The following is a 25,187-nucleotide window of genomic DNA, read 5'->3' as shown; positions in this document are numbered from 1 at the left end:
CTGGTTTCTTTGGCTTCATGATATTTGCCATTCTCATCATAATAGGCTCAAATATCTCCCCTACCATGTAATGAACTGACTGTGAGTAATTCTCCTTGGCATCATCTAACGTCTTGGAAATAAGGTTGTATAGATTTTTAATATCCTCATCTGTAGTATCTGCTGTACTGACTTCAATAAATAATAACAATCCTTTATATCTTGATATAAAATTCCATCAATTTCTACATCATAAGAAAGAGCTCCTTCAACAGGATCCCAAGATAACTTTATAGCACTGTCATCGATAATCTCCGACTTAAGATTTTCTACCTTCCCCGGTGCCGTAAGAATTTCCTTACTTTCACTCCATTGTCCATAAATATCACCGATAACAGCTCTGACCCTATATTCATATCTAAAGTTTGGCAAGAACTCTTTCTGTAAAAATAGGTTTTCCTTGCCCACCTTAATTATTTCTTCATTTATGGATAACTCATATTCACAAATATCATTTACCCCTGTCCACCTAAGCAATATCCCATCTTCCCTTACAGTAACCGTAAGATTTGCAGGAATATCAGGAGGCATAGTAATAGTATAACTATTACTGGCTTCTGATATATTTCCATCTTCATCATATGCTTTAACATAATAGGTATATGTTGATCCACTTGCTATGGTAGAATCTAAATATAATATCAAGTGCGCTGGATGGCTCGACGGTTCTAGTACGAGTCTTATAGATAAAAAAAGGACTTCTCAAACCGTCCTACGACTTGAGAAATCCCCTAAAATAAATCATTTCTTAGAATTTGCCAGCCTCAGCTGCTTCTTGAATGGCTACTGCTACTGCTACTGTAGCACCAACCATAGGGTTATTACCCATTCCGATTAAGCCCATCATCTCAACGTGAGCAGGAACTGAAGAGGATCCTGCAAACTGTGCATCGGAGTGCATTCTACCCATGGTATCGGTTAATCCATAAGAAGCAGGACCTGCTGCCATATTGTCAGGATGAAGTGTTCTACCTGTACCACCACCGGAAGCCACAGAGAAGTACTTTCTGCCTTGCTCGATGCATTCTTTCTTATATGTAGCTGCTACAGGATGCTGGAATCTGGTAGGATTAGTGGAGTTACCTGTAATGGATACGTCCACATGTTCCTTATGCATAATTGCTACACCTTCGGTAACATCATTAGCACCATAGCAATTTACTGCAGCCCTGTCACCTTTACTATAAGACTTACGGGATACCTCTTTAACCTCACCGGTTTGATAATCCATATCAGTCTCAACATATGTAAATCCGTTAATACGGGAAATAATTTGTGCAGCATCTTTACCCAGGCCGTTTAAGATAACTCTTAAGGGTTTTTTTCTAACCTTGTTAGCAGATTGTGCAATACCTATTGCACCTTCAGCTGCTGCAAAGGACTCATGTCCTGCTAAGAAACAGAAGCATTCGGTTGTTTCTTCTAAAAGCATTTTACCAAGATTACCGTGTCCTAAACCAACCTTTCTTTGATCAGCAACAGAACCGGGTATGCAAAAAGCCTGTAAGCCTTCGCCGATAGCAGCTGCTGCATCTGCTGCCCTTCTTGCATCTTTTTTGATTGCAATTGCTGCACCTACTATATAAGCCCAGCAAGCATTTTCAAAGCAAATAGGCTGAATGCCCTTTACCATATTATATACATCAAGTCCGGCATCTTTTGTAATCTTTTCAGCTTCTTCTATGGATGAGATGCCATAACTGTTTAACAATGCATTAATCTTATCTATTCTTCTTTCATATGATTCAAATAAAGCCATTTGTATGTATCCTCCTTATATTATTCGCATCTTGGGTCAATTATTTTAACAGCATCTTCTACTCTGCCATATTGACCTTTGGACTTTTCATAAGCCGTATTAGGATCATCACCTTTTTTAATGAAATCCATCATTCTACCAAGGCTAACGAATTGATATCCGATAATCTCATTATTTTCATCAAGAGCAATACCGGTAACGTATCCTTCTGCCATTTCAAGATAACGAGGACCTTTTGCAAGAGTTCCATACATGGTTCCTACCTGGCTGCGTAGACCTTTACCTAAATCCTCTAAACCTGCACCGATTGCAAGTCCATTCTCTGAAAATGCACTCTGTGTTCTACCATAAACTATCTGTAAGAACAACTCTCTCATAGCAGTATTTATAGCATCACATACTAAGTCAGTATTTAAAGCCTCCAGGATGGTTTTGCCGGGCAGTATTTCAGAAGCCATAGCTGCAGAGTGGGTCATACCGGAACATCCAATGGTTTCTATCAGTGCTTCTTGGATAATACCATCCTTAACATTTAATGTTAATTTACAGGTACCTTGTTGAGGTGCACACCAACCTACACCGTGAGTAAAACCGGAAATATCTGTTACTTCCTTAGCTTTAACCCATTTTGCTTCTTCCGGAATAGGTGCCGGCCCATGATTAACACCCTGGGCAACCGGACACATCATTTTAACTTCATGTGAATAAATCATGTTGTTGAAACTCCTTTCAGTTTACATTGTATTGCATTCTAAGGTAAAACCTTATGCTTTCTTACTTTAATTGCGCCGTGGTATTATCCACGACGCACTTAGTTTATTGTTATTTACTTAACATATTTTCGCATAAATTGCACAATAAGTCTAGTATAATTTTCAATTAAGGGCCAATTATGACATTATCTAATGCTTAGCTACTATTTCACCGGCTTTTTTGTATATAGTTCCAGCCTTTACATAACCCCTAACCATGGAAAGTGGATATATGTTTACATTTTTACCTACAACAGTTCCGGGATTTAATACGGTATTACATCCTACTTCAACATTGTCGCCCAATATAGCTCCAAATTTCTTTAGGCCGGTCTCTATTATTTCATCTTCTACTTTCACCTTTACTAAGGATTTGTCAGATTTAACATTTGAGGTAATGCAACCTGCTCCCATATGAGAGCCATATCCTAGGATGGAATCTCCCACATAATTAAAATGGGGAACTTGAACCTTATTAAATAAAATAACATTTTTCAGCTCCGTTGAATTACCTACAACTGCATCTTCCCCAACAATGGCACTGCCTCTTATAAATGCACAATGTCTAACTTCCGCATTCTTGCCTATAATAACCGGTCCATTAATAGAGGCAGAAGCAGCAACCTTGGCGGATTTTGCAATCCATATGCCTTCTTGAGGATTGTCATATTCCTCCTTAGAAAGTGTGGGACCTATTTGCAATATTACATCCTTTATCTTTGATAAGACTTCCCAAGGATAAGTACATCCCTCAAAGGCAACAGCTGCTATTGTCTCATTTAAGTTCAGTAAATTGCTGATAGTTAACTCTTTATACATTAATTCCATTCCTTTCTTAAGAGTGACAGGTACCATTAAATATTTATAAATGAAATATAAACTTTTACAAACTACTTAATATATAGGATACAGATTAATTGTAATCTTTGCTATCAAGCATTGAGGCTGCTTCTTTATCAAGGATTATAGTAGCCTTTCCTTTATATACTTGAATTGCAGAAGCCGTTACCTGGTCTGTTACAGGACCATATAATGCCTTTGCCACCACTTTAGCCTTCTTTGCTCCGTTGGCCAGCATAAGGAGACTCTTTGCCTCTAAGATTGTACCTAACCCCATGGTTATGGCATAATGGGGCATTTCATCCATAGTAAAGCCGGCTTCTTTATAGAATGCCTCATAATTATCCTTTATGGTCTGTTCATTTAATTTCTCCACCCTTGTTCTGGAATCAAGAGTTGAGCCAGGCTCGTTAAATGCCCAATGACCGTCTCCTCCTATTCCCAGTATCTGCAGATCAATTCCACCTGCTTCTTTTATTGCTTCTTCATATGCCTTGCAAAATTCATCAGGGTTCTTTGTCAGTCCATCCGGTATATGTATATTTTCTTTTTTTATATTTATATGGTTAAATAGTTCTTCATACATAAATCTTTGGTAACTTTGATCTAGGGCATAGGGCTTTGATAAATCCATACCAAGGCCTAAATATTCATCTAGATTAAAGGTAACAACTTGGGAAAAATCCAGTCCTTCTTCTTTATGCATACGGATTAGTTCGCGATAAGTTCCAATTGGAGTCCTGCCTGTTGCAAAACCAATAACACTATTGGGTTTTTTTCTTATAAGTTCAGCTATATGTTCTGCCGCACATCTGCTCATTTGATCGTAATCCTGCTTTACAATAATCTCCATGGTTCCCTCCAATTAATAGTTTAGATTTTTCTAAAACTTTTACAAAATATCCTATTCTAAATTCTTAGATGTGTAACTTGTTTTTTTCATAAAACAGCAGATTTTTCTCCACAGGCGTAATCTTATCACAATGAACTTTTCCTGTCACTAAATTTTTTTTTACATTTTTATTTCTTTTATAATATTTTTTTAACAATTTTTATTTATAAAAAGAAGCAACTTCATTGAAATTTCTCGTAAGCAGCAGTTGGTTATTGAGACCTTTGACCCCGTTTACCATACGGGCTACAAAGCCTTCTAGTTTCTCCATATATTCTTCCTTAGTAATCTTACCCTCTGCCACATAAGTAAGCCCCTTCTCCCAGCTTGCAGTAAGCTCTGCATTAAGTAGAGAGCGGATTGAAGCATTAACCACTTCATATACCAATTCACCCAGAAGGGATGGGGTTATTATCTGTGTCTTTTTGTTTAGTTCCAGATAGGATATTTTGACTAATTTATTTAGTATCTCTGCCCTTGTGGCACTGGTACCTATACCACTTCCCTTAATCTGTGCCCTAAGCTCCTCATCCTCAATAAGCTGTCCGGCATTTTCCATGGCTAGAATCAAGGTACCTGAACTATATCTTTTTGGCGGAGATGTCTCCCCTTCCTTAATATATAAACTATTAACCGGAAGCTTGCTTCCTTTTTTAAGACTCATAATAGTCTTAATAAAGTTTTTATCTTGATTTTCCTCTTCTTCATCCTCTTGATTACTTTTATCAGCAGTACGCTTGTCCTTAGCTGCTGAAGGATTACCTGCCACTTTAAAATACCCTTCCTCCTCCAGTACCCGAAAGGTTGAAAAGAAAGATTCTAATCCTATCTTTACCGTAATGTTAACCCTACGATATACGGCTGGGGGGTAAAATATACTAAGAAAGCGCCTTACTATGGTTTCATATACTTTCTGGGCAGTAGCAGATACACTGTTTAGGCCGTTAATTCCCTGACCGGTAGGTATAATAGCATAGTGGTCGGTAATTTTACTGTCATTTACATACCTACTTTTTGATAAGCCTTTATAAGTCCCACTAGTTATAATTTCTTGTGCAAATCCACTGAACTTTCCATAGGCTTCTAGCCCTTTGATATTTTTATATATTTCTTTTGCCACTGCAGTTGACAATACCCTTGCATCGGTTCTTGGATATGTAACAAGCTTCTTCTCGTAAAGTTCTTGAACTATCTTTAAGGTTTCATCCGGGCTTATTTTATACATTCTTGAACAATCATTTTGAAGCTCTGCCAGGTTATAAAGCAGGGGAGGATTTTTATTTTCCTTTTTCTTTTCTAGATGGGTAATCTCCCCAAGTAGATCTTCCTCTGAAGCTTCATCCTTATTCCAAGTACCATCATCATTATATTTTGAATAATCCTTGGCCAGATCTTTAATTAATTTTTCTGCCGATTCCCTTTTAAGAAATCCATTTTCTTTATAAAGCAGGGGAGAATTAAAATAGGAAGAACCCTCAACGGCCCTAAATTCACCGGTAAACTCTCCTGTATATTCTTCATTTTTTATATCAAAGGATGAAATAACACGATAAAAGGGAGTCTTTACAAAGTTTCTGATTTCTCTTTCTCTTCTAACAACCATTCCCAGTACACAGGTCATAACTCTTCCCACTGAAATAGCAGACCATTTTTTACTTTTTAAAAAGTTCTGAATACTGTTACCATACTTTAAAGTAAGGATTCTGGAAAAATTAATTCCCATAAGATAATCCTCCTTGGCCCGCAGATAGGCCGCATCGGAAAGATTATCATAAGCACTAAGAGGTTTTGCTTCCCTAATACCTCTAAGAATCTCCTCTTCTGTCTGAGAATCAATCCATACTCTTTTTTTTATCTTTGTATCCGGTACCTTGGCTTCTTGATCAACCAGCCTATATATGTACTCACCTTCCCGCCCCGAGTCTGTACAGACATAAATGGTAGTAACATCCTTACGATTTAGAAGATTCTTTACTATTTGAAATTGTTTTTTTACACTAGGTATAATTTCATACAAAAATTCCTTAGGCAAAAATGGTAAAGGTTCCATACTCCATTTCTTTAAGGCCGGATCATAGGCTTCCGGATAGCTCATAGTAATTAGATGGCCTACACACCAGGTAATAATAGTGTCATCAGATTCAATGTAGCCATCCTGTCTTTTTGCTCTTATTTTAAGGGCCTTGGCAAATTCCAAAGCCACGCTGGGTTTTTCCGTAATATACAAACTAACAGACATAATCTACCAACTTTCCTACTATAAGGTATATTCCTTAAGTATATACTAAACATTAATAGTATAACTTATAATTTCCCTTAGGACAAATATTAAATCTAGGGAGCCTTAGGAGAATCTTTCATTATTTTTATTGAATAATAACAAGCTTTCGTTTACAATATATGTAGTAATTAAAGCCACGACACATGGTAATATCAGGAGGATAATATGAGGCCTTATCAAATATTTAGTGATTCTTCATGTGATTTACCAAAGAATCTAGTTGAAAAATACCAAATAAAAATAATTCCTTTTTATGTTAGTTTTGATCAGGAAACCTATTATAAAGAAAATCTAGATATAAGCAAGGAGTCCTTTTTTGAAACTCTGCTTACTAAGAAAATCTACGCCAAGACCTCTCTTCCTACAGTTCAGGATTATATCAATATGTTTAAGCCGGCACTAAAGGATGGTAACGATATCATATGCCTTTGTCTGACACAGAAATTCAGCGGCTCCTACCGGTCTGCTTTAAATGCAAAGCATATCTTAGAGGAGCAATACCCGGATTCTAATATTTCCATAATTGACAGTATTCAAGCCACGGGAGGACAGGGGATTTTATTATTACAAATGGCGGCCATGAAAGAAGCCGGACTTTCCATAGAAGAAGTAACTGAGAAGACAAATCAGCTAAAAACCACTGCAAGGATTATGTTTACGGTAAATACCCTAGAATATCTTTCAAAAGGTAGAAGAATCGGTAAAGTAGCGGCTTTAGCAAAGGATATGCTGAATTTAAAACCTCTTATTCAGCTTAAGGAAGCAGAACTTATTCCCTATTCAAATATTAGAGGTAGGAAAAAATCCCTGGATAAAGTTTTTGAAATGGTAAAGGAGTATTTTAGAGAAAGCGGTGAAAATCCCGCAGATTATGATTTTTGCATTGCCAATGCCACTACCATAGATGATGCCCATTATCTTGAAAAAAGGATGGAAGAATTTTTAAACAGAAAATTAAGTTATCCCATCTTTCAAATAGGTGTAACCATAGGAACCTATACAGGCCCCGGAGCCCTAGGAATCTGCTTTGTAAAAAAATTTTTTAAATAAATGTAGGTATAAAAGGAGGAATCTTATATGACACCAAAAAAGACCTACTATGAGAACTTATCCGACACACTGATTGAACGTTTTAATAAAAGGGGAATTGAAGGATATTATTGCAATGATAAAGAAGAAGCCCTTTTGATGGCCAAGCGCTTTCTTACACCGGGCTGCTCCATATCCTGGGGCGGTTCGGAAACTTTAAATGAAATCGGATTATTTGAAGCATTAAAAGATTCCGACTACATACTATACGACCGTCACCAGGCAAAAACCCCGGAAGAAAGCTTACAACTTTACGGTAAAATAGTAACCTGTGATTATTTTTTTATGAGCTCCAATGCTATTAGTCTTGACGGTCAGCTAATTAATATTGACGGTAAAGGTAACCGGGTAGCCTGCCTGATAGCCGGTCCAAAAAATGTAATTATAATTGCCGGTATGAATAAGATTGTTACTGATGTAGATTCTGGTATTGAAAGGGTTAGAAACATGGCCTCACCGCCAAACAATATAAGACTGGGCCGCAATACTCCCTGCGCACAACTGGGCCGGTGTGCCAATTGTCTTGTAGATGACTGTATCTGTTGTCAAATTGTTATTACAAGAAAATCTAATATTCCCGGAAGAATTAAGGTAATCCTTGTTGGAGAAGAGCTTGGTTATTAATTTGCATAAAAGTAATAGAATTTAATATTATATAAAAGGATAATATCATTCAAGACCAGAAAGGAAGATAAGATGTCAAAGAAAGATTGCTGCGAAACAACCGAGCAAGGTGGATCCTCGGTTAAAGTATCAGTGGATGTGACCAAAATAGTTAAATACGTATGTATAGCCGGAGTCTTAATAGTAGGAATAATATTCGGTAGCAAATGCTTTAGTAATTTATTAGAGGATGAAATAATCTAATGATAAAGAAATTAAAAAGGCTAGATTGATTTATTAGAGCCTAATTACAAAATACCCATATGATTTTTTAACATTATTGAAGCTGCCGCTTCATGATTTTTCAATCGGTGAGGCGACAGCTTCTTTATTTGTATCTATAATACTTATTTCAAATATACCTACTTAAATATTATTTTATAATATCATTACCATAAATTAGTATAAAGGATACTTATCCGTAAGTGATTTCACCATATCTAGTACCTTATCTTTATTGGCATCCCCATCCTTTATCATCAGATATATGGCTTGTGCAATAACATCCATATCCTTAGTATTTAATCCTCTAGTAGTTACTGCTGCCGTACCAAGACGGATACCGCTGGTGATAAAGGGTGATGTAGGATCATTGGGAACAGCATTTTTATTACAGGTAATATTTACGGTTTCTAAAAGCTTCTCTGCATCCTTACCGGTTACAGACATATTTTGAAGATCTACCAACATCAGGTGGTTGTCTGTACCACCGGATACCAGATTAAAACCTCTATTGATTAAACCTAAGGCCAGGGCTTGGGCATTGTCTATAATTCTTCCTGCATACTCCTTAAAACTAGGATCTAATGCTTCTTTAAAGCATACTGCCTTAGCGGCAATAACATGCATTAAGGGGCCTCCTTGTATTCCCGGGAAAACGGACTTGTTAAGTTTATGTTCATTTGCAAACTCCTCACTGGAAAGAATCATTCCGCCTCTGGGGCCTCTTAAGGTTTTATGGGTTGTAGTAGTGGTTACATGGGCATAAGGAATAGGGCTTTCGTGATAACCGGCAGCCACCAGACCTGCAATATGAGCCATGTCCACCATCAAATATGCTCCTACTTCATCAGCAATTTCCCTAAATATTTTAAAATCAATTTTTCTTGCATAGGCACTGGCACCGGCAATTATTAATTTGGGCTTGCTCTCATGTGCAATTTTTCTTAGCTCATCATAATCTATATACCCTGTATCATCCACACCATAAGGAACAATCTTATAATAAGAACCGCTCATATTTACCGGACTTCCATGGGTTAAATGTCCCCCATGAGCCAGATTCATACCCATTACAGTATCTCCGGGCTTAAGTAGGGCAAAAAATACTGCCATATTTGCCTGTGCACCGGAATGGGGCTGAACATTGGCATAGCTGCAGCCAAAAAGCTTTTTAGCCCGTTCTATTGCCAGATTTTCTACAATATCTACAAATTCACAACCACCGTAATATCTTTTTCCGGGATAACCTTCTGCATATTTATTAGTTAAATGACTTCCCATAGCAGCCATCACTGCTTTGCTTACGAAGTTCTCTGAAGCAATTAATTCGATATGATCATTCTGCCTGCCTATTTCTAATGATATTGCATGGGCTAATTCGGAGTCAAAGGCTTTAACATCATCAAATGAGTACATTCTTATACATTCCTTTCCAGTAATATTCGTATGATAGCAAAACCTGAATATTTAAACAGGAGCTGCTAGTATGTTTCGATTATAGCATACCCTATTTTTATTTGAAAGGGATTGCCATTACTTACATTTATTACTTTATCTAATAAATAAACCTGTTTATATTTATAAGAACTTATGGCTTATAAATAATCAGGACCAAATCCCATGGGAAGAAGCTCCTCAAGAAAATATACTAGATAGTCCTCTTCAGATCTTGCCAATATTACAAGGAATTTACGGGGATCCACAAACTCTCTTATTACTTGACGACAGACTCCACATGGAGGGCAAAACTCACTTGTAATACCCTCTTTTCCACCTACAATTGCTATAGCGGCAAAGTCTCTTTCTCCCTCACTGATAGCCTTAAAAAAAGCTGTTCTTTCGGCACAGTTTGACGGAGAATAGGCCGCATTTTCTATGTTGCAACCGGTATAAATCTTTTGCTTTACTGTAAGCAGGGCAGAACCAACACGAAAATTTGAGTAAGGTGTATAAGCATTCTTCATGGCTTTTAAAGCTTCCCGTATTAATAATTTAATAACTGACCTACTTACAAGTTCTGTTTTTGCCAATAGTTCACCTTTTTCCTGGCGAATCAGAGAATTTTGCTCTTCCTGCATAGTACTCCTCCTTTAATAACCTGTTGCCTCTTGATTTTTAGCCAGTTTAATTAGTCTGCTAGTACCCAGTCTACTTGCTCCCAGTTTAATAAACTGCTCTGCATCATCAAAAGAAGCAATACCTCCGGCTGCCTTTATCTTAACATTATCCCCTACATGCTTTTTAAACAGGGCAATATCATCAAAGGTGGCCCCGGCTTTAGAAAAACCTGTGGAGGTCTTAATAAAGTCAGCTCCTGCCTCAGTTACTACTTGGCACATCTTAATTTTTTCTTCTTCGGTAAGTAGGCAGGTCTCTATTATTACCTTTAATACCCTACTACCACAAGCAGCTTTTATCTCTTTAATCTCATCGGCTATTAATTTATACTCTGCATCCTTAACCCAGCCTAAATTAATCACCATATCAAGCTCATCTGCACCATTTTCAATTGCCTCTTTTGTTTCATATAGCTTAACTTGGCTTGTCTGATAACCATTTGGAAAACCTATCACTGTACAGACAGGCATCCTATCCTTTACATATTCTTTTACCCTTTTTACATAGGAAGGAGGAATGCAGACTGAGGCAACCCCATAGGCTATGGCATCCTCACATATCTGTTTTATTTCCTCCCAACTTGCTGTCTGTGTCAGCAAAGTATGGTCTACCATTTTTAATATGTCTTTTCTATCCAATTTTCATCCACCTTTTTAACTTACTAAGCAATCTCAAGGGCTATCTCCATCATATCTCTGAAAGTATTTTGCCTATCCTCTGCAGATAAGGCCTCACCGGTAAATACATGGTCAGAAATAGTTAGTATACATAAAGCTTTCTTTCCTGCCCTAGCTGCATTCATATATAGGGCAGCCGCTTCCATCTCCACACAAAGAACATTCATTTTCTTCCATAGCAAGTTAGCTTCTTTGTTATCGTCATAGAAAGTATCGGAAGAAAGAATATTACCGACTACGGTTTTTATGCCTAATTTCTCCCCTGTTTCTACTGCTTTACGAAGCAGGCCAAAATCAGCAATAGGGGCAAAGGTTCCCGGCAGCTTATACTGGGCGGCATAATTAGAGTTGGTGGAGGCTCCCATCCCGATTACTATGTCTCTTAGCATAATATTATCAGCTATTCCACCGGCTGAACCAATTCTGATAATATTATCTACATCATAAAAATTATATAACTCATAGGAATAGATTCCAATAGAAGCCATTCCCATACCACTACCCATTACTGATACTGTTTTACCTTTGTATTTTCCCGTAAAACCTAGCATGTTTCTTACAGTATTAAAACATACTACATCCTCTAAATAATTCTCTGCAATAAACTTAGCCCTTAAAGGATCTCCGGGCATCAGTACAGTTTTTGCTATATCACCGGCTTTTGCCTTATTATGGGGGGTAGGTATATTCATAAGCTCACTCCTTAAATTATTTTTTAACAATTAAATATTTTTATAAAAATTGTACTACCATTATTTATAAAACATTTTATCATTTATCATTAAAAAAGGCAATTAACTACTTACTTTATACATTGGATTACAATTTAATAAGTGTTATAATTGACAATGTTAGATTTCTACTTACAAAATTCGCAGAAATAATTGCAGCATTGGAATTGGAGATGAATTATATTGCTTAAATTTTTAACCGTAAGGGGAATGATATTACCCAAACAAATACAGGGTGACTTACCACCTACTAAATCAGTGTATAAAAATTTTCTTAAAATGGCCTGGCCTTCAGCCTTAGAATCCCTCCTTGTAGGACTGGTAAGTTCTGTTGATACCATGATGGTAGGCACTTTGGGGAACAATGCAATTACAGCAGTAGGTGTTACAAACCAACCAAGATTTTTACTGCTGGCTATGATTCTTTCCCTAAATGTAGGGATTACAGCAGTTACTGCAAGAAGAAAGGGTCAAAATGACCAAAAAGGTGCCAATAATACTTTAAGAGCCGGCATTATCTTGTCTACGATGATTTCTCTGCTAATGGCTATGGTTGGCTATTTTTTTGCAAAACCAATACTAACCATTGCCGGAGCTGAAGATACATATATAGGTGATGCTATAATATATTTTAGAATTCTTATGTTTAGTATTCCTTTTCAATCCCTTAACCTAACTATAAACGCTGCCCAAAGGGGATGTGGAAAAACCAAAATTTCTATGTGGACCAATATTATCAGTAATATAGTTAATATTATATTTAACTATCTTCTAATCAACGGAATCGGCATATTTCCAAGGCTAGAAGTGGCAGGGGCAGCTATAGCAACGGCTATGGGAGCTTGTGCTGCCTTTATTATCTCAATATGTACACTATTTAAAAAGAATAACTATTTAAGTTTTCACTTTAAATCAACTTGGTCCTTAAAAAAAACTGTTTATAATCCTATAATTAAAGTAGCTTCCAGTGCCTTTATCGAGCAGGTATTTATGAGAATAGGTTTTCTTGCCTATGCTGCAATTATTGCAAGGCTAGGTACCACAGAATATGCAACTCATTTAATTTGCATGAATATTCTTTCTCTTTCCTTTGCCTTTGGTGACGGCTTGTCAATTGCCGCCTCAGCCTTAGTAGGCCAAAACTTAGGTGCAAAAAGACCGGATTTATCCATTATATATGGTAAAACCGGTCAAAGGCTGGCCTTTATGATATCCAGTGTTATATTTTTTATATTTATATTTGGAAGAAGTTTTTTGGTTTCCTTGTTTAGTGATGATCCTTCTGTAATCCTACTTGGCTCAAGTATTATGATTCTGGCTGCCTTAAGTACCCATGCCCAGACCTCACAGGTGGTTATGTCAGGCTGCTTAAGGGGTGCCGGGGATACTAATTTTATTGCTGTAACAGCCTTTATCAGTATCGCTTTAATACGGCCTTTTCTTACATGGCTTCTTTGCTATCCTTTAGGATTAGGATTACATGGTGCTTGGATTGCCCTAGGACTTGATCAAGCATTTAGATTGCTTATGAACTTTAGACGGTTCTCTAGCGGTAAGTGGTCATTAATTTCCCTCTAACCCATCATTATATACCTCTATGGCTCCTGTATAGGGATTTACCCAATACCAGCCATATGTTACAGTATGACCAAGGCCTGTATCTATATCATCTAAAACAAATTCATAAAGATGAATTAGATAAGAACCGCTTATTTTATCCCTATCTTCATAAACTAAATAGTAATCACCAAAATCCAGCTTATAGTAATAATCCGTAAGATTATCCTCTATGCTGGATTTTATAAAATTGCAAGCGTATTTTTCCTTAACAAGATCCAGTGCTTCCATAGGTGAAAGAGGGGTATTCATTGTAATAAAGAAAATTAACATATAAGTCATTATAACTTGTCCCATTAAAAAATCTCCTCAACTGATAAACTGTTTTAACATTACTACTTAATATACTAGCAGTAATTTCCATGTTTTTCCAGCTTTTTTAGTTGAGGAGAATCGACTATATCTATTCTTTTTTATTGCCAGAGCACTACAAATTATTATAAGATTTTATCCATTAATCTATTTATCGGATTCTTCCTTATTTATTTTTACTCCGGCTTGCTCCGTAGGGAGCTTGGCAGAGATTTTCTTACCTTTAATTTTTTTATAAAATTTCCTTGATACGACTACTCCCAATGCTATTATAAGGGCCCATATGATAAGATAAGGTAAATTAACAACAAACCAAACGATAAAATCCTTTAAACCTTCACTGATATCGTATATAGTATCACTAAATCCAACTTTAATTCTTGTAAAAACTGTTTCTTTTTCCTCTGTGGTTGGTGTTAATCGCTCTACCTCGCTTATATGTATCGTTACCGTACTATAATCCACCTTGTTATCAATGGTACGAAGTTCGGTTTCTAACATCTGAAGTTCATGGCGAATAGAACTTAAGCGGCTTTCTAAAGATACTATATCTTCTAAAGTTTCAGTTTTTTCCAACAAACCAAAAAGTCTTTCCTGCTCTATCTCCAAAGATTTCTTACGGCTTTCTGTATCTACATATTGTAAGGTAACATTTTCTGAGGATGAGGTCTCATTATATACATTTCCATTCTCTTTAACAGCTGATACAAATTCCTTTAATCTCTCCTTTGGAATCCTGGCTACGATATAACCGTACCTAGAAGACGAGCGACTGTAGTATCTTCTGCCACTGATTTCGGTTTTTTCATCATAGCCTCCTAATCTTATAATCTCATCCTTTATAGTGCTAATCAGATTATCAAAATCTTCGGTCTCAACTTCTAAATCTACCGTAGTAATAATCTTATCCATAGACAAGTTCTCAGTATTTCCTATTAGGCCTGAGGTACTGATTAGTCCATTATCAGAAGCCTCTTCAGTCTTGGCCTCGTCTCTTACCTCTGTTGCGCCCTCATAGCCATTTTCATACTGTATTGCATCATATGAGGATTTTGCCATATCGTTTTTTACACCCTTACTGGCACAAGCAGTATTTACAAATACCATAAGGACTACCATAGTAAATATGGATACTATTTTAAATTTTCTCATCTTCCCTCCCCTTTCTAGACATATAGTCATAGAAATCTTAAAAACTTGTTACTAGCTATTGGACGAGGGGAAATTTTACATGGTTCCAAGATCTTCTTCAATTAAATGAAACATAAAATCCAAATAAAAATAGTCAACCCATATACCCTCTTTTGCCATCTCTTTAATCTCTGTACGGGTTACCCATTTTGCCTCAGCCACCTCTTCAGGTTGTAATTTAAGTTCCTCTATACTAACATCCGTCTTTACCAGCCAAACGGCACAGAAGCTGTTATGCCTCCGATACATCATAACAAGGCTGGAATTTTCCCTAGTAGCCTTTATACCTAACTCCTCCCATAATTCCTTTTGACAGGTAGTCCAAGCATCATCCCCAGAAATTGCAGAGCCTCCGGTTGCAGCCCAAAATCCAGGTTTCCAACTAACAGTATCGGTCCTTTTTTGTATAAGGATTTGACCTTTGCTGTTAATAGGATATATATGGACTACAAGATGGTAATCTCCTTCCTCCAAGGTTTTTCCCCGTTCATGTGTTCTTCCTGTCTTCACAAAGCATTTATCGTATATATCCCACTGTTCCATGGCACCCTCCTGGTAAATCTATATGAAAATTTGTGTTCTTTTCCCTCTTCTATTATATAATAGGCCATGAAAAATAGCAAAGAATATAGCTTATAAGAAAAGGAGCATATAGTTTCTGGCAAATTTAGAAACTATACACTCCCAAATATTTAATACTTTTATTTCTTAGTTACAAGCACCTTAACTAAGGGACCTCTTCCGGCCTTATTAGTACCCCAAATTTTAATGGCAGTACCTTTCTTCTGCTTTGGAATTTCGATTACAAACTTACCCTTATTGTCGATGGTTCCCTCATATGTTTTTTTCCCTATTTGGGCATATACCCTTGTTTGGGTTTTTGCAACCTTAGAAGGAGCATTCTTAAATTCTTTAGGAAGTTTCTCCTCCTTTTTTGAGTTGTCTTTTTGAGGGTCTACATAATCTAGAAGCTCAATGGTTCCGGTAATTACTTTATCACCTGCCAAAATTGGATTGACTTTAGGTGAATCCGGTGCAACCTTTACAAGCTTTGAAACTAAGGGGTCACTGGTCCCTGATTCATTAGAAGCGGTTACGGTTACTTTAGTACCGGATAAATCTCTGTCTGTTTTTAAGGTATAAATGTATTGATCTGTAGCTTTATCATACTGATATTTTTTGGTAGTATATGTTTTCTTACCTATTGTAAGGGTTATCTTGCAATCCTTGGCAGCCACTACTTTAACTACTTTATCTGTATTAGTTATTTGATTAAGTAGGCTGGGTGTATCTGGCCTTCCTGCCACTACTGTAAATGACTGGGCTTGAAGAATCTTTCCGTCAACAAATCTTACCATGGCATATACCTTGGTTCCCACCTCTAGTTTTTCATCAAGCTCCATCATAAATTCACTGTTATAATCGGTAGGAACACTATATATACTATTTTTAAAGTTCTTACCTTTACCTTCAGTAATGGCCACATATACACTTCCACCGGCATAATAATATCCGGAAATTACATGGGATTTGTCTGTTATGCGGTTAATAATCAGATTTGTTGAATTTGGCCTTACATAGGATTCAATATCTTTTACTTTAATTTCTACAGGAATACTTTGTCTTTCCTTACCGTTCTTTTCATCAGTTGCTACAAGGACTAGGGACTGACCTGCATATAGCTGATCATTAAAAGTAAATGTAAAGTTACCTTTTTTATCTGTCTTGGTTTTATATACCTTATCCCCTAAGTTTAACTCAATATTATAAATCTGATTTTTTGAGGAAGGAACATATCCGGAAATTGTTCTTTCAATATTACTTACCTCATAAGCCACCGGTGCATTGGGACCGGCTTCAATTACGGTAGTAGTAGTTACCCTACTGTTTCTTGATATGTGGTCTATGGCATAAACCTTTATGGTTTGTCCTGCCTTTTGGGGTGGCAGCATTATGAAAAATTGACCGTCAGGGGATATATCTACCAAGGTTTCTACAATATCCAGGGAGGAATTATATATTTCTGTATTGGCTTCAAATAACTCCTTGCCCCCTTTATTAGAAACGTAAGCAATATCGTCAACAATAACTACTACAGAAGTTATATCATCTCTGGCATCTCCGGTAATATAATTCATATTATTATATATGGGACTTACCAGAGGCTGATTAGGACCGGTACGGTTAATCCTTACCTCTACCCGCTCACTTTCTAATTCTCTTTCCTCATCTTTAACATATAGGGTAATATATGTTTCTGCCAGTTGTCCCGGAAGAGGAACTGAGAAATTACCGCTACGGCCTATCTTTTCCTCATAAACTTTATTAGGAGTTTCAATTACCAGGGTTGTATTTGGTTCAGCTTTTCCGCTGATTTTAGATTTTCTGTTAGTATAATTATTTACAGTAGGTCTTGGTAAAAGCTTATCATTAAAATTATCAATAACTATATGTTTAACCTGTTTATTTCCATGGATATCCTCAGCACATATTGAATATACACCATTCTTCCATACAGTAAATCCTTTACTGGGTATATCCTTGGCAACTACCCATATATTACTATCTGCAGCAATTTCACCGTTTGTAAATCTAAGATACTTAATCTCGGCATCATCCACTGCCTGAACAGCTATCTCAAAAGGACTGGCAGTAGGATTTGTAATAAGTGGTGCCACTACCAAATGGGGTGGAGTCACATCCTCTTCTTCTGCAGGATAGGAAGCTGTATAATATTTATACTTATTTTCCTGAAGCAAATACTCCTCATACCATGGAGTTTCTTCAAATAAAGTATCGGCATAGTAAGGGACCTTTATAATAAATTTGTAATTCTTGGGTAACTTTAGTTTCCAGTTATAATCTACCTGGGGCATAATACTTCCACTTACCACCAGCTGCTTAATATATTTACTTAGAACTGACTGGCTCCTTACAAAGCCCTTAAGTACCACCTGTTCTTCTACTCCTTTATTGGCTTGGGTAGGCTTAGTAATCTTATTGGTGGCAATTAACAGCTCCATATCATCAGTAACTTCTTTTCCTTGATAATAAACCTTGGAAACTCTTCTACTACTGCTGACTAAATTTCCTGAAAAATCATATCTGGGCTTTTTTGATGGGTCAATTTCATAACTGATACCATCAAATATATAGAAGTTACTCCAATCATCCAACCATTCCTCACGAATTAAAGATTTTAAACCTGTTTCTTTCATTAATGAGGACATGGTACTGTCTTTCCATTTTGTATCAAGGTTTATGGTTTCATAAGCACTGGCAGACCATTCTAACCATTCTTTTAATTGGGCACCGGTTATGGTATATACATAAAGGTAACTATTGTAGTTTTGCAAGGCAGCTAAATCTGACTCTGTAATCTTATCAGATATATTGACAAAATCTTCAATAGCTTTAACTCCAAAACTTTCGTAGGTAGAAGCAGCAATAATGGGATAATCAATATATTTCTTTTCATTAGCTTTAATTTTACTTAAGGCATAATGAATCTTAGAATCATTTAATAATTGAATTGCTGCACTATCAGCTAATAAACCAAAATAATTCTGAATTAGAGTACCTTCTTCTAATTCACCCAGTATGTCTGAGGAATATTCCTTTAGTAAATCTTCCCACTCCCCAAACATAGCCGCAATCTTCTTATCTTCATCGGTATTGTTAGCGGTTACCATCCTAAGTTCTGACTTTCGGTCGATAATATTTATATTATCCCCTTTTACCTCCAATACCAAATCAACAACGCCAATGGCTTTACCCCGGTCACCGGCCATTATTACATTTTTGCCGTTCATAAGATAGGTGTTTCTATCAACATTGGGAAGCTTATAGTAAGGAGAGGTCATATCCTTAGTAGGGAATAGATTATGTTCGTGTCCACATACAACAACATCTATTTCAGGTATTTTAGTTAAAGCGTAGGCTACATTTTTAAATTTAGGTTCGGGATTTTGGGGTCCGATTCCTGTATGGGCCAGGGCTATAATTATATCAGCCCCCATTTCCTTTAACTTAGCTGCCTGCTTCTTAGCGTTTTCCACCATATCTTCCCCTATTAATATACCGGCATAGCTATGGGTTTTACCGGTAAAATGGGGAATAGCCTGACCTGTAATTCCAATTTTAACTTCAACCTCTTTGCCTGACTTGGTTTTAACTTTACGGGTAATCAGCATATTCTCAATGAAAGGATGCTCCCCGGTTCTTGCATCAGTTACATTTGATACTACCGTAATATCACGAAGGCCAGATCCGTCCAATTGACGCAGAATATAATCATAGCCATAGTCAAACTCATGATTACCTAAAGTAATTGCATCATAGCCTATAAGTTTCATTGCCTTATAGATAGGTTGAATTGCTTCCTGATTGGTAGAAAAAATATACTCTGTGGTATAGTCATATAATACATCTCCGGCATCCAAGGTAACAACATTTTCCTCTGGAAGCTCTGCTTTGGTCTTTTTAATCAGATCAAATACTCTGGCTAGACCACCGTTATTATAATCCACACCTTGTTCGTAATCAAAACTGTTAAGCTGTCCATGTAAGTCTGTGGTTCCGATAATTCTAATATCAACTGTGTCTTTTTCATTTTTACTAGCACTTACACTGCCAAGTTGATTACTAGCAAATCCTATAAATACACTTAAAGAAATAATTGTTGTAATAATCCTTATAATATGGAATCCTGTTTTTCTCTTAGCCATTCTTCCTCCTTACTAAAATAAGTCTATATTGCCAGCGTTTCACATCCTGGGCATATTCTAGTAATATTATAAGGCAAAAAAATGGCAAAACCATTAAGATATGGCTCTAAGCCATTATATTACGGTCTTTTATCAATATCCTCATGCCCTGATAAAATCGGACTAAGAAGTTCTAACATACGATCGGTTTGGCCGGAAAGGTAAAGATAGCCTATTAATGCCTCAAGTCCGGTAGCAGTTCGATATTCTACAATATCAGCATTTTTTGCGGAAGTAAAAGACTTGGCATTCCTTCCTCTTTTATAAACAGCCTGCTCCTTTACAGTCAGCCTATCCTCAATTTGATGAAAAAGCTTTGCCTGGGTGGAGGCTTGTACCAGTTTGACAACCTTCTTATGAAGCTTATTAACAGGGGCATTACCTTGTTCTACTATATAGGTCCGCACGATTAAATCATAGATGGCATCCCCTATATAGGCCAGTGTTAAGCCTGAATAGGATTTAATATCCGTATCCGGCAGGTTAAAAGTCCTTCTGATATAATCAGATAAATTTATTTTCTCTTCCATCTTACACCTTCTCTGGTATCCTCCAGTACTATACCTTTCTTCAATAGGTCATCCCTAATCTGATCTGCTTTGGCAAAATCCCGATTTTTCCTGGCGATTTGTCTTTCTTCAATAAGCCTTTCAATATCTTCTGGAAGAATTTCTTCCTCCTTCTTTGTCTTGATTCCTAGGATATGGCATAAAGTAACAATCCTATTTTGCATATCCTCAATAAATATCCTGCTGCTTTCTCCCTTGCAATTTATATTAGCCAGCCTTACCAGCTCAAAAATAGCCGCTATGGCATCTGCTGTGTTAAAATCATCCTCCATTGCCATTTCAAATTTGTCCTTAAGGGCATCTGCCTCTTTTAAAACAGCCTTCTCATCAGAGGATAATTTCCCATTACTTAGACCTTCACTTTTTAAAAGATGTTCCAGTTGGTCTACTGAGGTTATAATCCTTTCCAGTGAGTTTTTAGCCGCTTCGATTAAATCCCTACTAAAGTTTAAAGGACTGCGATAATGAGCGTTTAGCATAAAAAATCTAATAACCTGTCCCGGAAATTCATTGCATATTTCCCTAACAGTAAAGAAATTACCTTCTGATTTGGACATTTTTTTATTATCTATATTAATAAAGGCATTATGCATCCAGTACCTGGCAAATTCCTTACCGGAAGCTGCTTCACTTTGGGCAATTTCATTTTCATGATGAGGGAAAATTAAATCCTCCCCACCTCCATGAATGTCGATTTGATCACCGAGATATTTGCAGCTCATTACAGAACATTCGATATGCCAGCCGGGACGGCCCTCTCCCCAAGGAGCTGTCCAATATGGCTCCCCTTCTTTCTTGGGCTTCCAAAGAACAAAATCCATAGGATCATCTTTTTCTTCACTAACCGCTATTCTGGCTCCCGCCTCCAAATCATCTATATTCTTTTTTGATAGCTTTCCATATTCCTTAAAGCTTCTGGTTCTAAAATACACAGTTCCGTTCTTTTCATAAGCATGGCCCTTGTCTATTAGGTTTTGGATCATTTTTATCATTTCATCAACTTCTTCAGTTGCTTTTGGATTAAAGGAAGCCTCACGAACATTTAAGGCTTCCATATCTTGCTTAAATTCCTGAATATAACGTTCGGAAATTTCTTTTGCTTCTACCCCTTCTTCTAAAGCCTTATTGATAATCTTATCATCCACATCAGTAAAGTTTGATACATAATTTACTTCATAACCTTTGTACTCAAAGTAGCGCCTAACTGTATCAAAGAAAATGGCTGGTCTTGCGTTACCTATATGAATATAGTTATATACGGTAGGTCCGCATACATACATCCTTACCTTATTCTCCTCAATAGGAATAAAATCTTCTTTTTGCCTTGTTAAGGTATTATAAATCTTCATTCTAATTCCTCCTGTATAAAATTATCCCATAATGTGCATTAAATTATTTCTTGTTAATTTAACCGGTAGCTGCTTTTTTAATATCTTCAATCTCCTTTTTAAGTGTATCGATTGTATCATATAATTTCTTAAGTTCATCCCTTAGACAATCATTTTCACTTCTTAATTTTATAACATCATTTTTGTAAGGATCAGGCAAATGAATATGGTCCAAATCTTCCCTGGGTATTTTCACATTATCCCGCTTTACTATTCTTCCCGGCACCCCTACTACAGTAGAATTAGGGGGAACTTCTGATAATACTACAGATCCTGCACCGATTTTAGAATTTTCCCCTATGGTAAAGGAGCCTAGGACCTTAGCTCCGGCACTGATCATTACATTATTCCCTATGGTAGGATGACGCTTTCCTTTTTCTTTGCCGGTACCTCCTAAAGTAACCCCTTGATAAAGGGTAACATTATCACCTATAATTGCAGTTTCTCCGATTACCACTCCGATACCATGGTCAATAAACAGACCTTTACCTATGGTAGCTCCCGGATGTATCTCAATACCGGTCTTTCTGGCGGTCCTTTGGGATATCCATCTGGCCAGAAAATAACGCTTCTTTTTATAAAGCTTATGGGCAATCCTATAATTTATCATGGCCTTAAAGCTGGGATATAAAAAGACCTCAAAGGAAGTTTTTATAGCCGGATCTCTTTCCTTTATAATTTGCATTTCTTCTTTTATATATTTAATTAATCCCATACAAACCCTCCTATAAAGAGTTTTTATATCTACTGAAATAAAAAAACGCCTCTAATCCATAGAGGCGTGTATACGCGGTTCCACTCTATTTGTATACCTGAAAATTATAATATGGCATACATCTTAATCAGATAACGGCTGTTACCGGATTCGGCTAGTTTCCTCACCGAATCAGCTCCCGGATGCACTTGGCTCAAGTTCCTGTAAGGAGTGCTTTCAGCCGGTGACACCCCCTCTCTGCTACATTCCCAAGAGTTACTTTTCCGTTCATAGCTTTTGTTATAATATTTAGTTATAACCTTTTATTCATTTTATGCATTGATAATACTTTTGTCAATAGCAATCCGCCATAAAGCTTACTATCATTATTGTCTTGGGCATCCGCCGCAGCCTTTACATTTTCTATCTTCAGAATTGTAAGTAACATCTACCTGATAATTCATCATGCTCTCCAAAAGACATACGGCATTAGCTTTTATACCAAGACCTTCTCCGGTAAAACCTAGGCCTTCCTCTGTGGAAGCCTTAATATTTACTTGACCCTCTGAAATATTAAGAGCAGCTGCTATATTTTTTACCATCATGGGCAGGTAACTTGCCAATTTGGGCCTTTGGGCAATAATGGTAGCATCTATATTCTCTATAATATAAAGTTCTTCCTCCAAAAGTTCTCTTACCTTTTTTAATAATTCTATGCTGGAAGCTCCCTTATATGCCTTATCTGTATCAGGAAAATGCCTACCGATATCCCCCAGGGCTGCTGCTCCCAGTAGGGCATCCATAATTGCATGAACCAGCACATCGGCATCAGAATGCCCAAGTAAGCCTTTTTCAAAGGGAATAGTTACTCCCCCTAATATCAGTTCTCTATTTTCAACCAATTTATGAACATCATAGCCTATGCCTATTCTCATTTTAAAACCTCCTTGCTTAAGTTATATTAAAAGGAAATATGCTGAATAAATAAATCATTAAATTCATTTTCATTTGATAAATTTATTTCTTTGGCAATAGATATAATATAATTTAGCCTTTTTTCTGCTTGGAAATCTATCAATGATAAAATTGCTCCGGACAAGGCCGTATTACCCACAGCTTCCGTCTTATCTATCAGGGAATTCGGTAATAATCCTATATCTATAGCCTTCTTAACATCCAGATGATAGCCAAAGCCTCCTGCTATATATACCCGGTCTAATTCCTCATAAGAGATACCATATTTTTTTATTAAAATTTCTACCCCGGCAGCTATTGCCCCTTTAGCCAGCTGAAGTTGACGGATATCCTCCTGTAAAAATTTTATACTTTCTATAGGGTAACCGGTATCAAAATATCGGTCAATCAACAATCCCGTTTTATCTATAATACCCTCTTTTAGCAACTGGGATGTAAGTTCTATAACTCCTGTTCCACATAAACCTACAGGCAAAGCCCCCTCTATTGTTTCATAGCTTAATTTTCCCTCTTTAATATTTACATGACATATTGCTCCGGGGATACTTCCCACACCGCAGGATATATTGCCTCCTTCAAAAGCCGGACCCGCAGAAGTTGAGGTCACTAGTATTTTTTCTTTGTTACCCAGGGCAATTTCACCGTTGGTACCAAGATCTATCAACAAAGCCGGCTTTTTCCTTCGGTCAAATCCACAGGCTAAAAGTCCTGCACTTATATCTCCCCCTACAAAAGCCGATATGGCCGGAAGAATTATTATTGGAATACTTTCAGAAATATTAAATACTTCATCAGTACTGGTTTTTATAAAACCCTCCCTATGGGGGTTAAAAGGATAAGTCGCAAGCCCCTCACAGGGATAACCCATAAAAATATGAATCATGGTTGTATTGGCGGATATTATAATCTTTTGTATATGACTTAAGGTGATTTGCTCTTTCTTTACCAAGATACTTATACCATGTAAAAGTTCCTTACCGGTAAGCTTCATAAAAAGCTCCAACTTTCCTTCATTGGAAGCCTTTATTCTAGAAACCACATCTGCAGCATATATCCTTTGTGGATTGGTGGCTGTGTGTTTTTTAAGTATATTACCCTTTGCCAAATCTACCAGGGCAAACGCTAAAGTAGTGGTTCCAATATCTATGGCAATTCCATAGGAAGCTTTAGAGTCATTTCCTATTTTTATTGAACTTTCATCTGCCTGACTTAAGGTTTCAGCAATAACATGATAATTAGTCTCCATGGCGGCAGCAAGTATAACTGTACAATCCTGATTGGGATATGCCATACAAGCTAGACGATATCCTTGGGAAAGTAAAAGCCTAGATAGGATTTTTTTATCCTGGACTGTAATATCAAGCCTTCCTTCTACAACCCTAATTAGACATTTCCCACATCTACCCCTAGCTCCACATTCTGCCAAAACAGGAAGCCCAAAAGCTCTCATGGCCTCTAGGAGATTTTCTCCTTCCTTTAGATAAAGTTTGGTTTCCTTATGATTTGAAGGATCAATTACCTTAACTACAATATCAGCTTTCACCTTATCACCGCCTTTACTAACTGTCTCTTTATTGTAAGTGTCTTCTATATATTCGTCAATAAAAAAAGC

23 protein-coding genes and 1 other annotated feature are annotated in these 25,187 nt (G+C 36.9%); of the genes, 4 read left to right on the top strand and 19 right to left on the bottom strand.

Annotated elements, in window-relative coordinates; genetic code table 11:
- Positions 1 to 105 precede the first annotated feature (105 nt).
- The 6 genes from SD1D_RS02965 to SD1D_RS02940 form a co-directional block, all read right to left on the bottom strand.
- Positions 106 to 684, bottom strand: coding sequence for a fibronectin type III domain-containing protein (locus SD1D_RS02965; RefSeq protein WP_058257542.1), 579 nt, complete (start codon positions 682 to 684; stop codon positions 106 to 108).
- Between the two features lie 103 nt (positions 685 to 787).
- Complete coding sequence (locus tag SD1D_RS02960; RefSeq protein ID WP_058257541.1) at positions 788 to 1,798, bottom strand: GGGtGRT protein; 1,011 nt, start codon at positions 1,796 to 1,798, stop codon at positions 788 to 790.
- Positions 1,799 to 1,818: 20 nt separating this feature from the next.
- Positions 1,819 to 2,511 carry an iron-sulfur cluster assembly scaffold protein gene (locus SD1D_RS02955; RefSeq protein ID WP_058257540.1) on the bottom strand — a complete coding sequence of 231 codons (693 nt, stop codon included), beginning with the start codon at positions 2,509 to 2,511 and terminating at the stop codon, positions 1,819 to 1,821.
- Between the two features lie 189 nt (positions 2,512 to 2,700).
- Positions 2,701 to 3,369, bottom strand: coding sequence for an LbetaH domain-containing protein (locus SD1D_RS02950; protein ID WP_058257539.1), 669 nt, complete (start codon positions 3,367 to 3,369; stop codon positions 2,701 to 2,703).
- A 94-nt stretch (positions 3,370 to 3,463) separates the two neighbouring features.
- Positions 3,464 to 4,243 carry a glucosamine-6-phosphate deaminase gene (gene nagB / locus SD1D_RS02945; RefSeq protein ID WP_058257538.1) on the bottom strand — a complete coding sequence of 260 codons (780 nt, stop codon included), beginning with the start codon at positions 4,241 to 4,243 and terminating at the stop codon, positions 3,464 to 3,466.
- Positions 4,244 to 4,442: 199 nt separating this feature from the next.
- Positions 4,443 to 6,521, bottom strand: a complete 2,079-nt coding sequence (locus SD1D_RS02940) for a DNA topoisomerase (protein ID WP_058257537.1) — start codon at positions 6,519 to 6,521, stop codon at positions 4,443 to 4,445.
- Positions 6,522 to 6,728: 207 nt separating this feature from the next.
- Between SD1D_RS02940 and SD1D_RS02935 the strand changes: the two genes are divergently transcribed.
- From SD1D_RS02935 to SD1D_RS12105, 3 genes are all read left to right on the top strand, one after another.
- Positions 6,729 to 7,613, top strand: coding sequence for a DegV family protein (locus SD1D_RS02935; RefSeq protein ID WP_058257536.1), 885 nt, complete (start codon positions 6,729 to 6,731; stop codon positions 7,611 to 7,613).
- Between the two features lie 27 nt (positions 7,614 to 7,640).
- The gene (locus SD1D_RS02930) at positions 7,641 to 8,276 is read left to right on the top strand and encodes a lactate utilization protein (RefSeq protein ID WP_058257535.1); all 636 of its coding nucleotides are present in this window, start codon (positions 7,641 to 7,643) and stop codon (positions 8,274 to 8,276) included.
- Between the two features lie 72 nt (positions 8,277 to 8,348).
- Complete coding sequence (locus SD1D_RS12105) at positions 8,349 to 8,519, top strand: hypothetical protein (protein ID WP_157893088.1); 171 nt, start codon at positions 8,349 to 8,351, stop codon at positions 8,517 to 8,519.
- A gap of 195 nt (positions 8,520 to 8,714) precedes the next feature.
- Here the strand turns inward: SD1D_RS12105 and glyA are convergent, their stop codons facing one another.
- The 4 genes from glyA to deoD all read right to left on the bottom strand — a co-directional run bounded on the left by glyA (position 8,715) and on the right by deoD (position 12,024).
- A complete protein-coding gene (gene glyA, locus SD1D_RS02925; RefSeq protein ID WP_058257534.1) occupies positions 8,715 to 9,953 on the bottom strand; it encodes a serine hydroxymethyltransferase in 1,239 nt (412 codons plus the stop codon).
- Between the two features lie 179 nt (positions 9,954 to 10,132).
- Positions 10,133 to 10,615 carry a cytidine deaminase gene (locus SD1D_RS02920; protein ID WP_087758738.1) on the bottom strand — a complete coding sequence of 161 codons (483 nt, stop codon included), beginning with the start codon at positions 10,613 to 10,615 and terminating at the stop codon, positions 10,133 to 10,135.
- A 12-nt stretch (positions 10,616 to 10,627) separates the two neighbouring features.
- Positions 10,628 to 11,293, bottom strand: a complete 666-nt coding sequence (deoC, locus tag SD1D_RS02915) for a deoxyribose-phosphate aldolase (RefSeq protein ID WP_058257533.1) — start codon at positions 11,291 to 11,293, stop codon at positions 10,628 to 10,630.
- A 23-nt stretch (positions 11,294 to 11,316) separates the two neighbouring features.
- Positions 11,317 to 12,024: a purine-nucleoside phosphorylase gene (gene deoD / locus SD1D_RS02910; protein WP_058257532.1), complete on the bottom strand. Its 708-nt coding sequence runs from the start codon at positions 12,022 to 12,024 to the stop codon at positions 11,317 to 11,319.
- Positions 12,025 to 12,246: 222 nt separating this feature from the next.
- Between deoD and SD1D_RS02905 the strand changes: the two genes are divergently transcribed.
- A complete protein-coding gene (locus SD1D_RS02905; RefSeq protein WP_197687599.1) occupies positions 12,247 to 13,641 on the top strand; it encodes an MATE family efflux transporter in 1,395 nt (464 codons plus the stop codon).
- Here the strand turns inward: SD1D_RS02905 and SD1D_RS02900 are convergent.
- The 9 genes from SD1D_RS02900 to SD1D_RS02860 form a co-directional block, all read right to left on the bottom strand.
- Entirely contained in the window at positions 13,627 to 13,977 is a 351-nt protein-coding gene (locus SD1D_RS02900; RefSeq protein WP_058257531.1) for a hypothetical protein, read from the bottom strand. The genes SD1D_RS02905 and SD1D_RS02900 overlap by 15 nt on opposite strands.
- A 162-nt stretch (positions 13,978 to 14,139) precedes the next feature.
- Entirely contained in the window at positions 14,140 to 15,144 is a 1,005-nt protein-coding gene (locus SD1D_RS02895; protein WP_058257530.1) for a DUF4349 domain-containing protein, read from the bottom strand.
- 75 nt (positions 15,145 to 15,219) lie between these two features.
- Positions 15,220 to 15,726, bottom strand: coding sequence for an NUDIX hydrolase (locus tag SD1D_RS02890; protein WP_058257529.1), 507 nt, complete (start codon positions 15,724 to 15,726; stop codon positions 15,220 to 15,222).
- Between the two features lie 158 nt (positions 15,727 to 15,884).
- Positions 15,885 to 19,910: a bifunctional metallophosphatase/5'-nucleotidase gene (locus SD1D_RS02885; protein ID WP_058257528.1), complete on the bottom strand. Its 4,026-nt coding sequence runs from the start codon at positions 19,908 to 19,910 to the stop codon at positions 15,885 to 15,887.
- A gap of 119 nt (positions 19,911 to 20,029) precedes the next feature.
- Complete coding sequence (locus SD1D_RS02880) at positions 20,030 to 20,479, bottom strand: Mini-ribonuclease 3 (protein ID WP_058257527.1); 450 nt, start codon at positions 20,477 to 20,479, stop codon at positions 20,030 to 20,032.
- Complete coding sequence (gene cysS / locus SD1D_RS02875) at positions 20,464 to 21,867, bottom strand: cysteine--tRNA ligase (protein ID WP_058257526.1); 1,404 nt, start codon at positions 21,865 to 21,867, stop codon at positions 20,464 to 20,466. Before cysS ends, SD1D_RS02880 begins: the two co-directional genes overlap by 16 nt.
- 58 nt (positions 21,868 to 21,925) lie before the next feature.
- Positions 21,926 to 22,621, bottom strand: a complete 696-nt coding sequence (epsC, locus tag SD1D_RS02870) for a serine O-acetyltransferase EpsC (protein WP_058257525.1) — start codon at positions 22,619 to 22,621, stop codon at positions 21,926 to 21,928.
- Positions 22,622 to 22,678: 57 nt separating this feature from the next.
- Positions 22,679 to 22,901 (bottom strand) — a binding site (T-box leader).
- Between the two features lie 85 nt (positions 22,902 to 22,986).
- Entirely contained in the window at positions 22,987 to 23,535 is a 549-nt protein-coding gene (gene ispF, locus SD1D_RS02865) for a 2-C-methyl-D-erythritol 2,4-cyclodiphosphate synthase (RefSeq protein WP_058257524.1), read from the bottom strand.
- A gap of 26 nt (positions 23,536 to 23,561) precedes the next feature.
- The gene (locus SD1D_RS02860) at positions 23,562 to 25,118 is read right to left on the bottom strand and encodes an ASKHA domain-containing protein (protein WP_087758736.1); all 1,557 of its coding nucleotides are present in this window, start codon (positions 25,116 to 25,118) and stop codon (positions 23,562 to 23,564) included.
- Between the last annotated feature and the right edge of the window lie 69 nt (positions 25,119 to 25,187).

This window comes from Herbinix luporum, from assembly GCF_900070325.1.
Lineage (GTDB): Bacteria > Bacillota > Clostridia > Lachnospirales > Lachnospiraceae > Mobilitalea > Mobilitalea luporum.
This window is presented reverse-complemented; position numbering and strand designations above follow the sequence as displayed.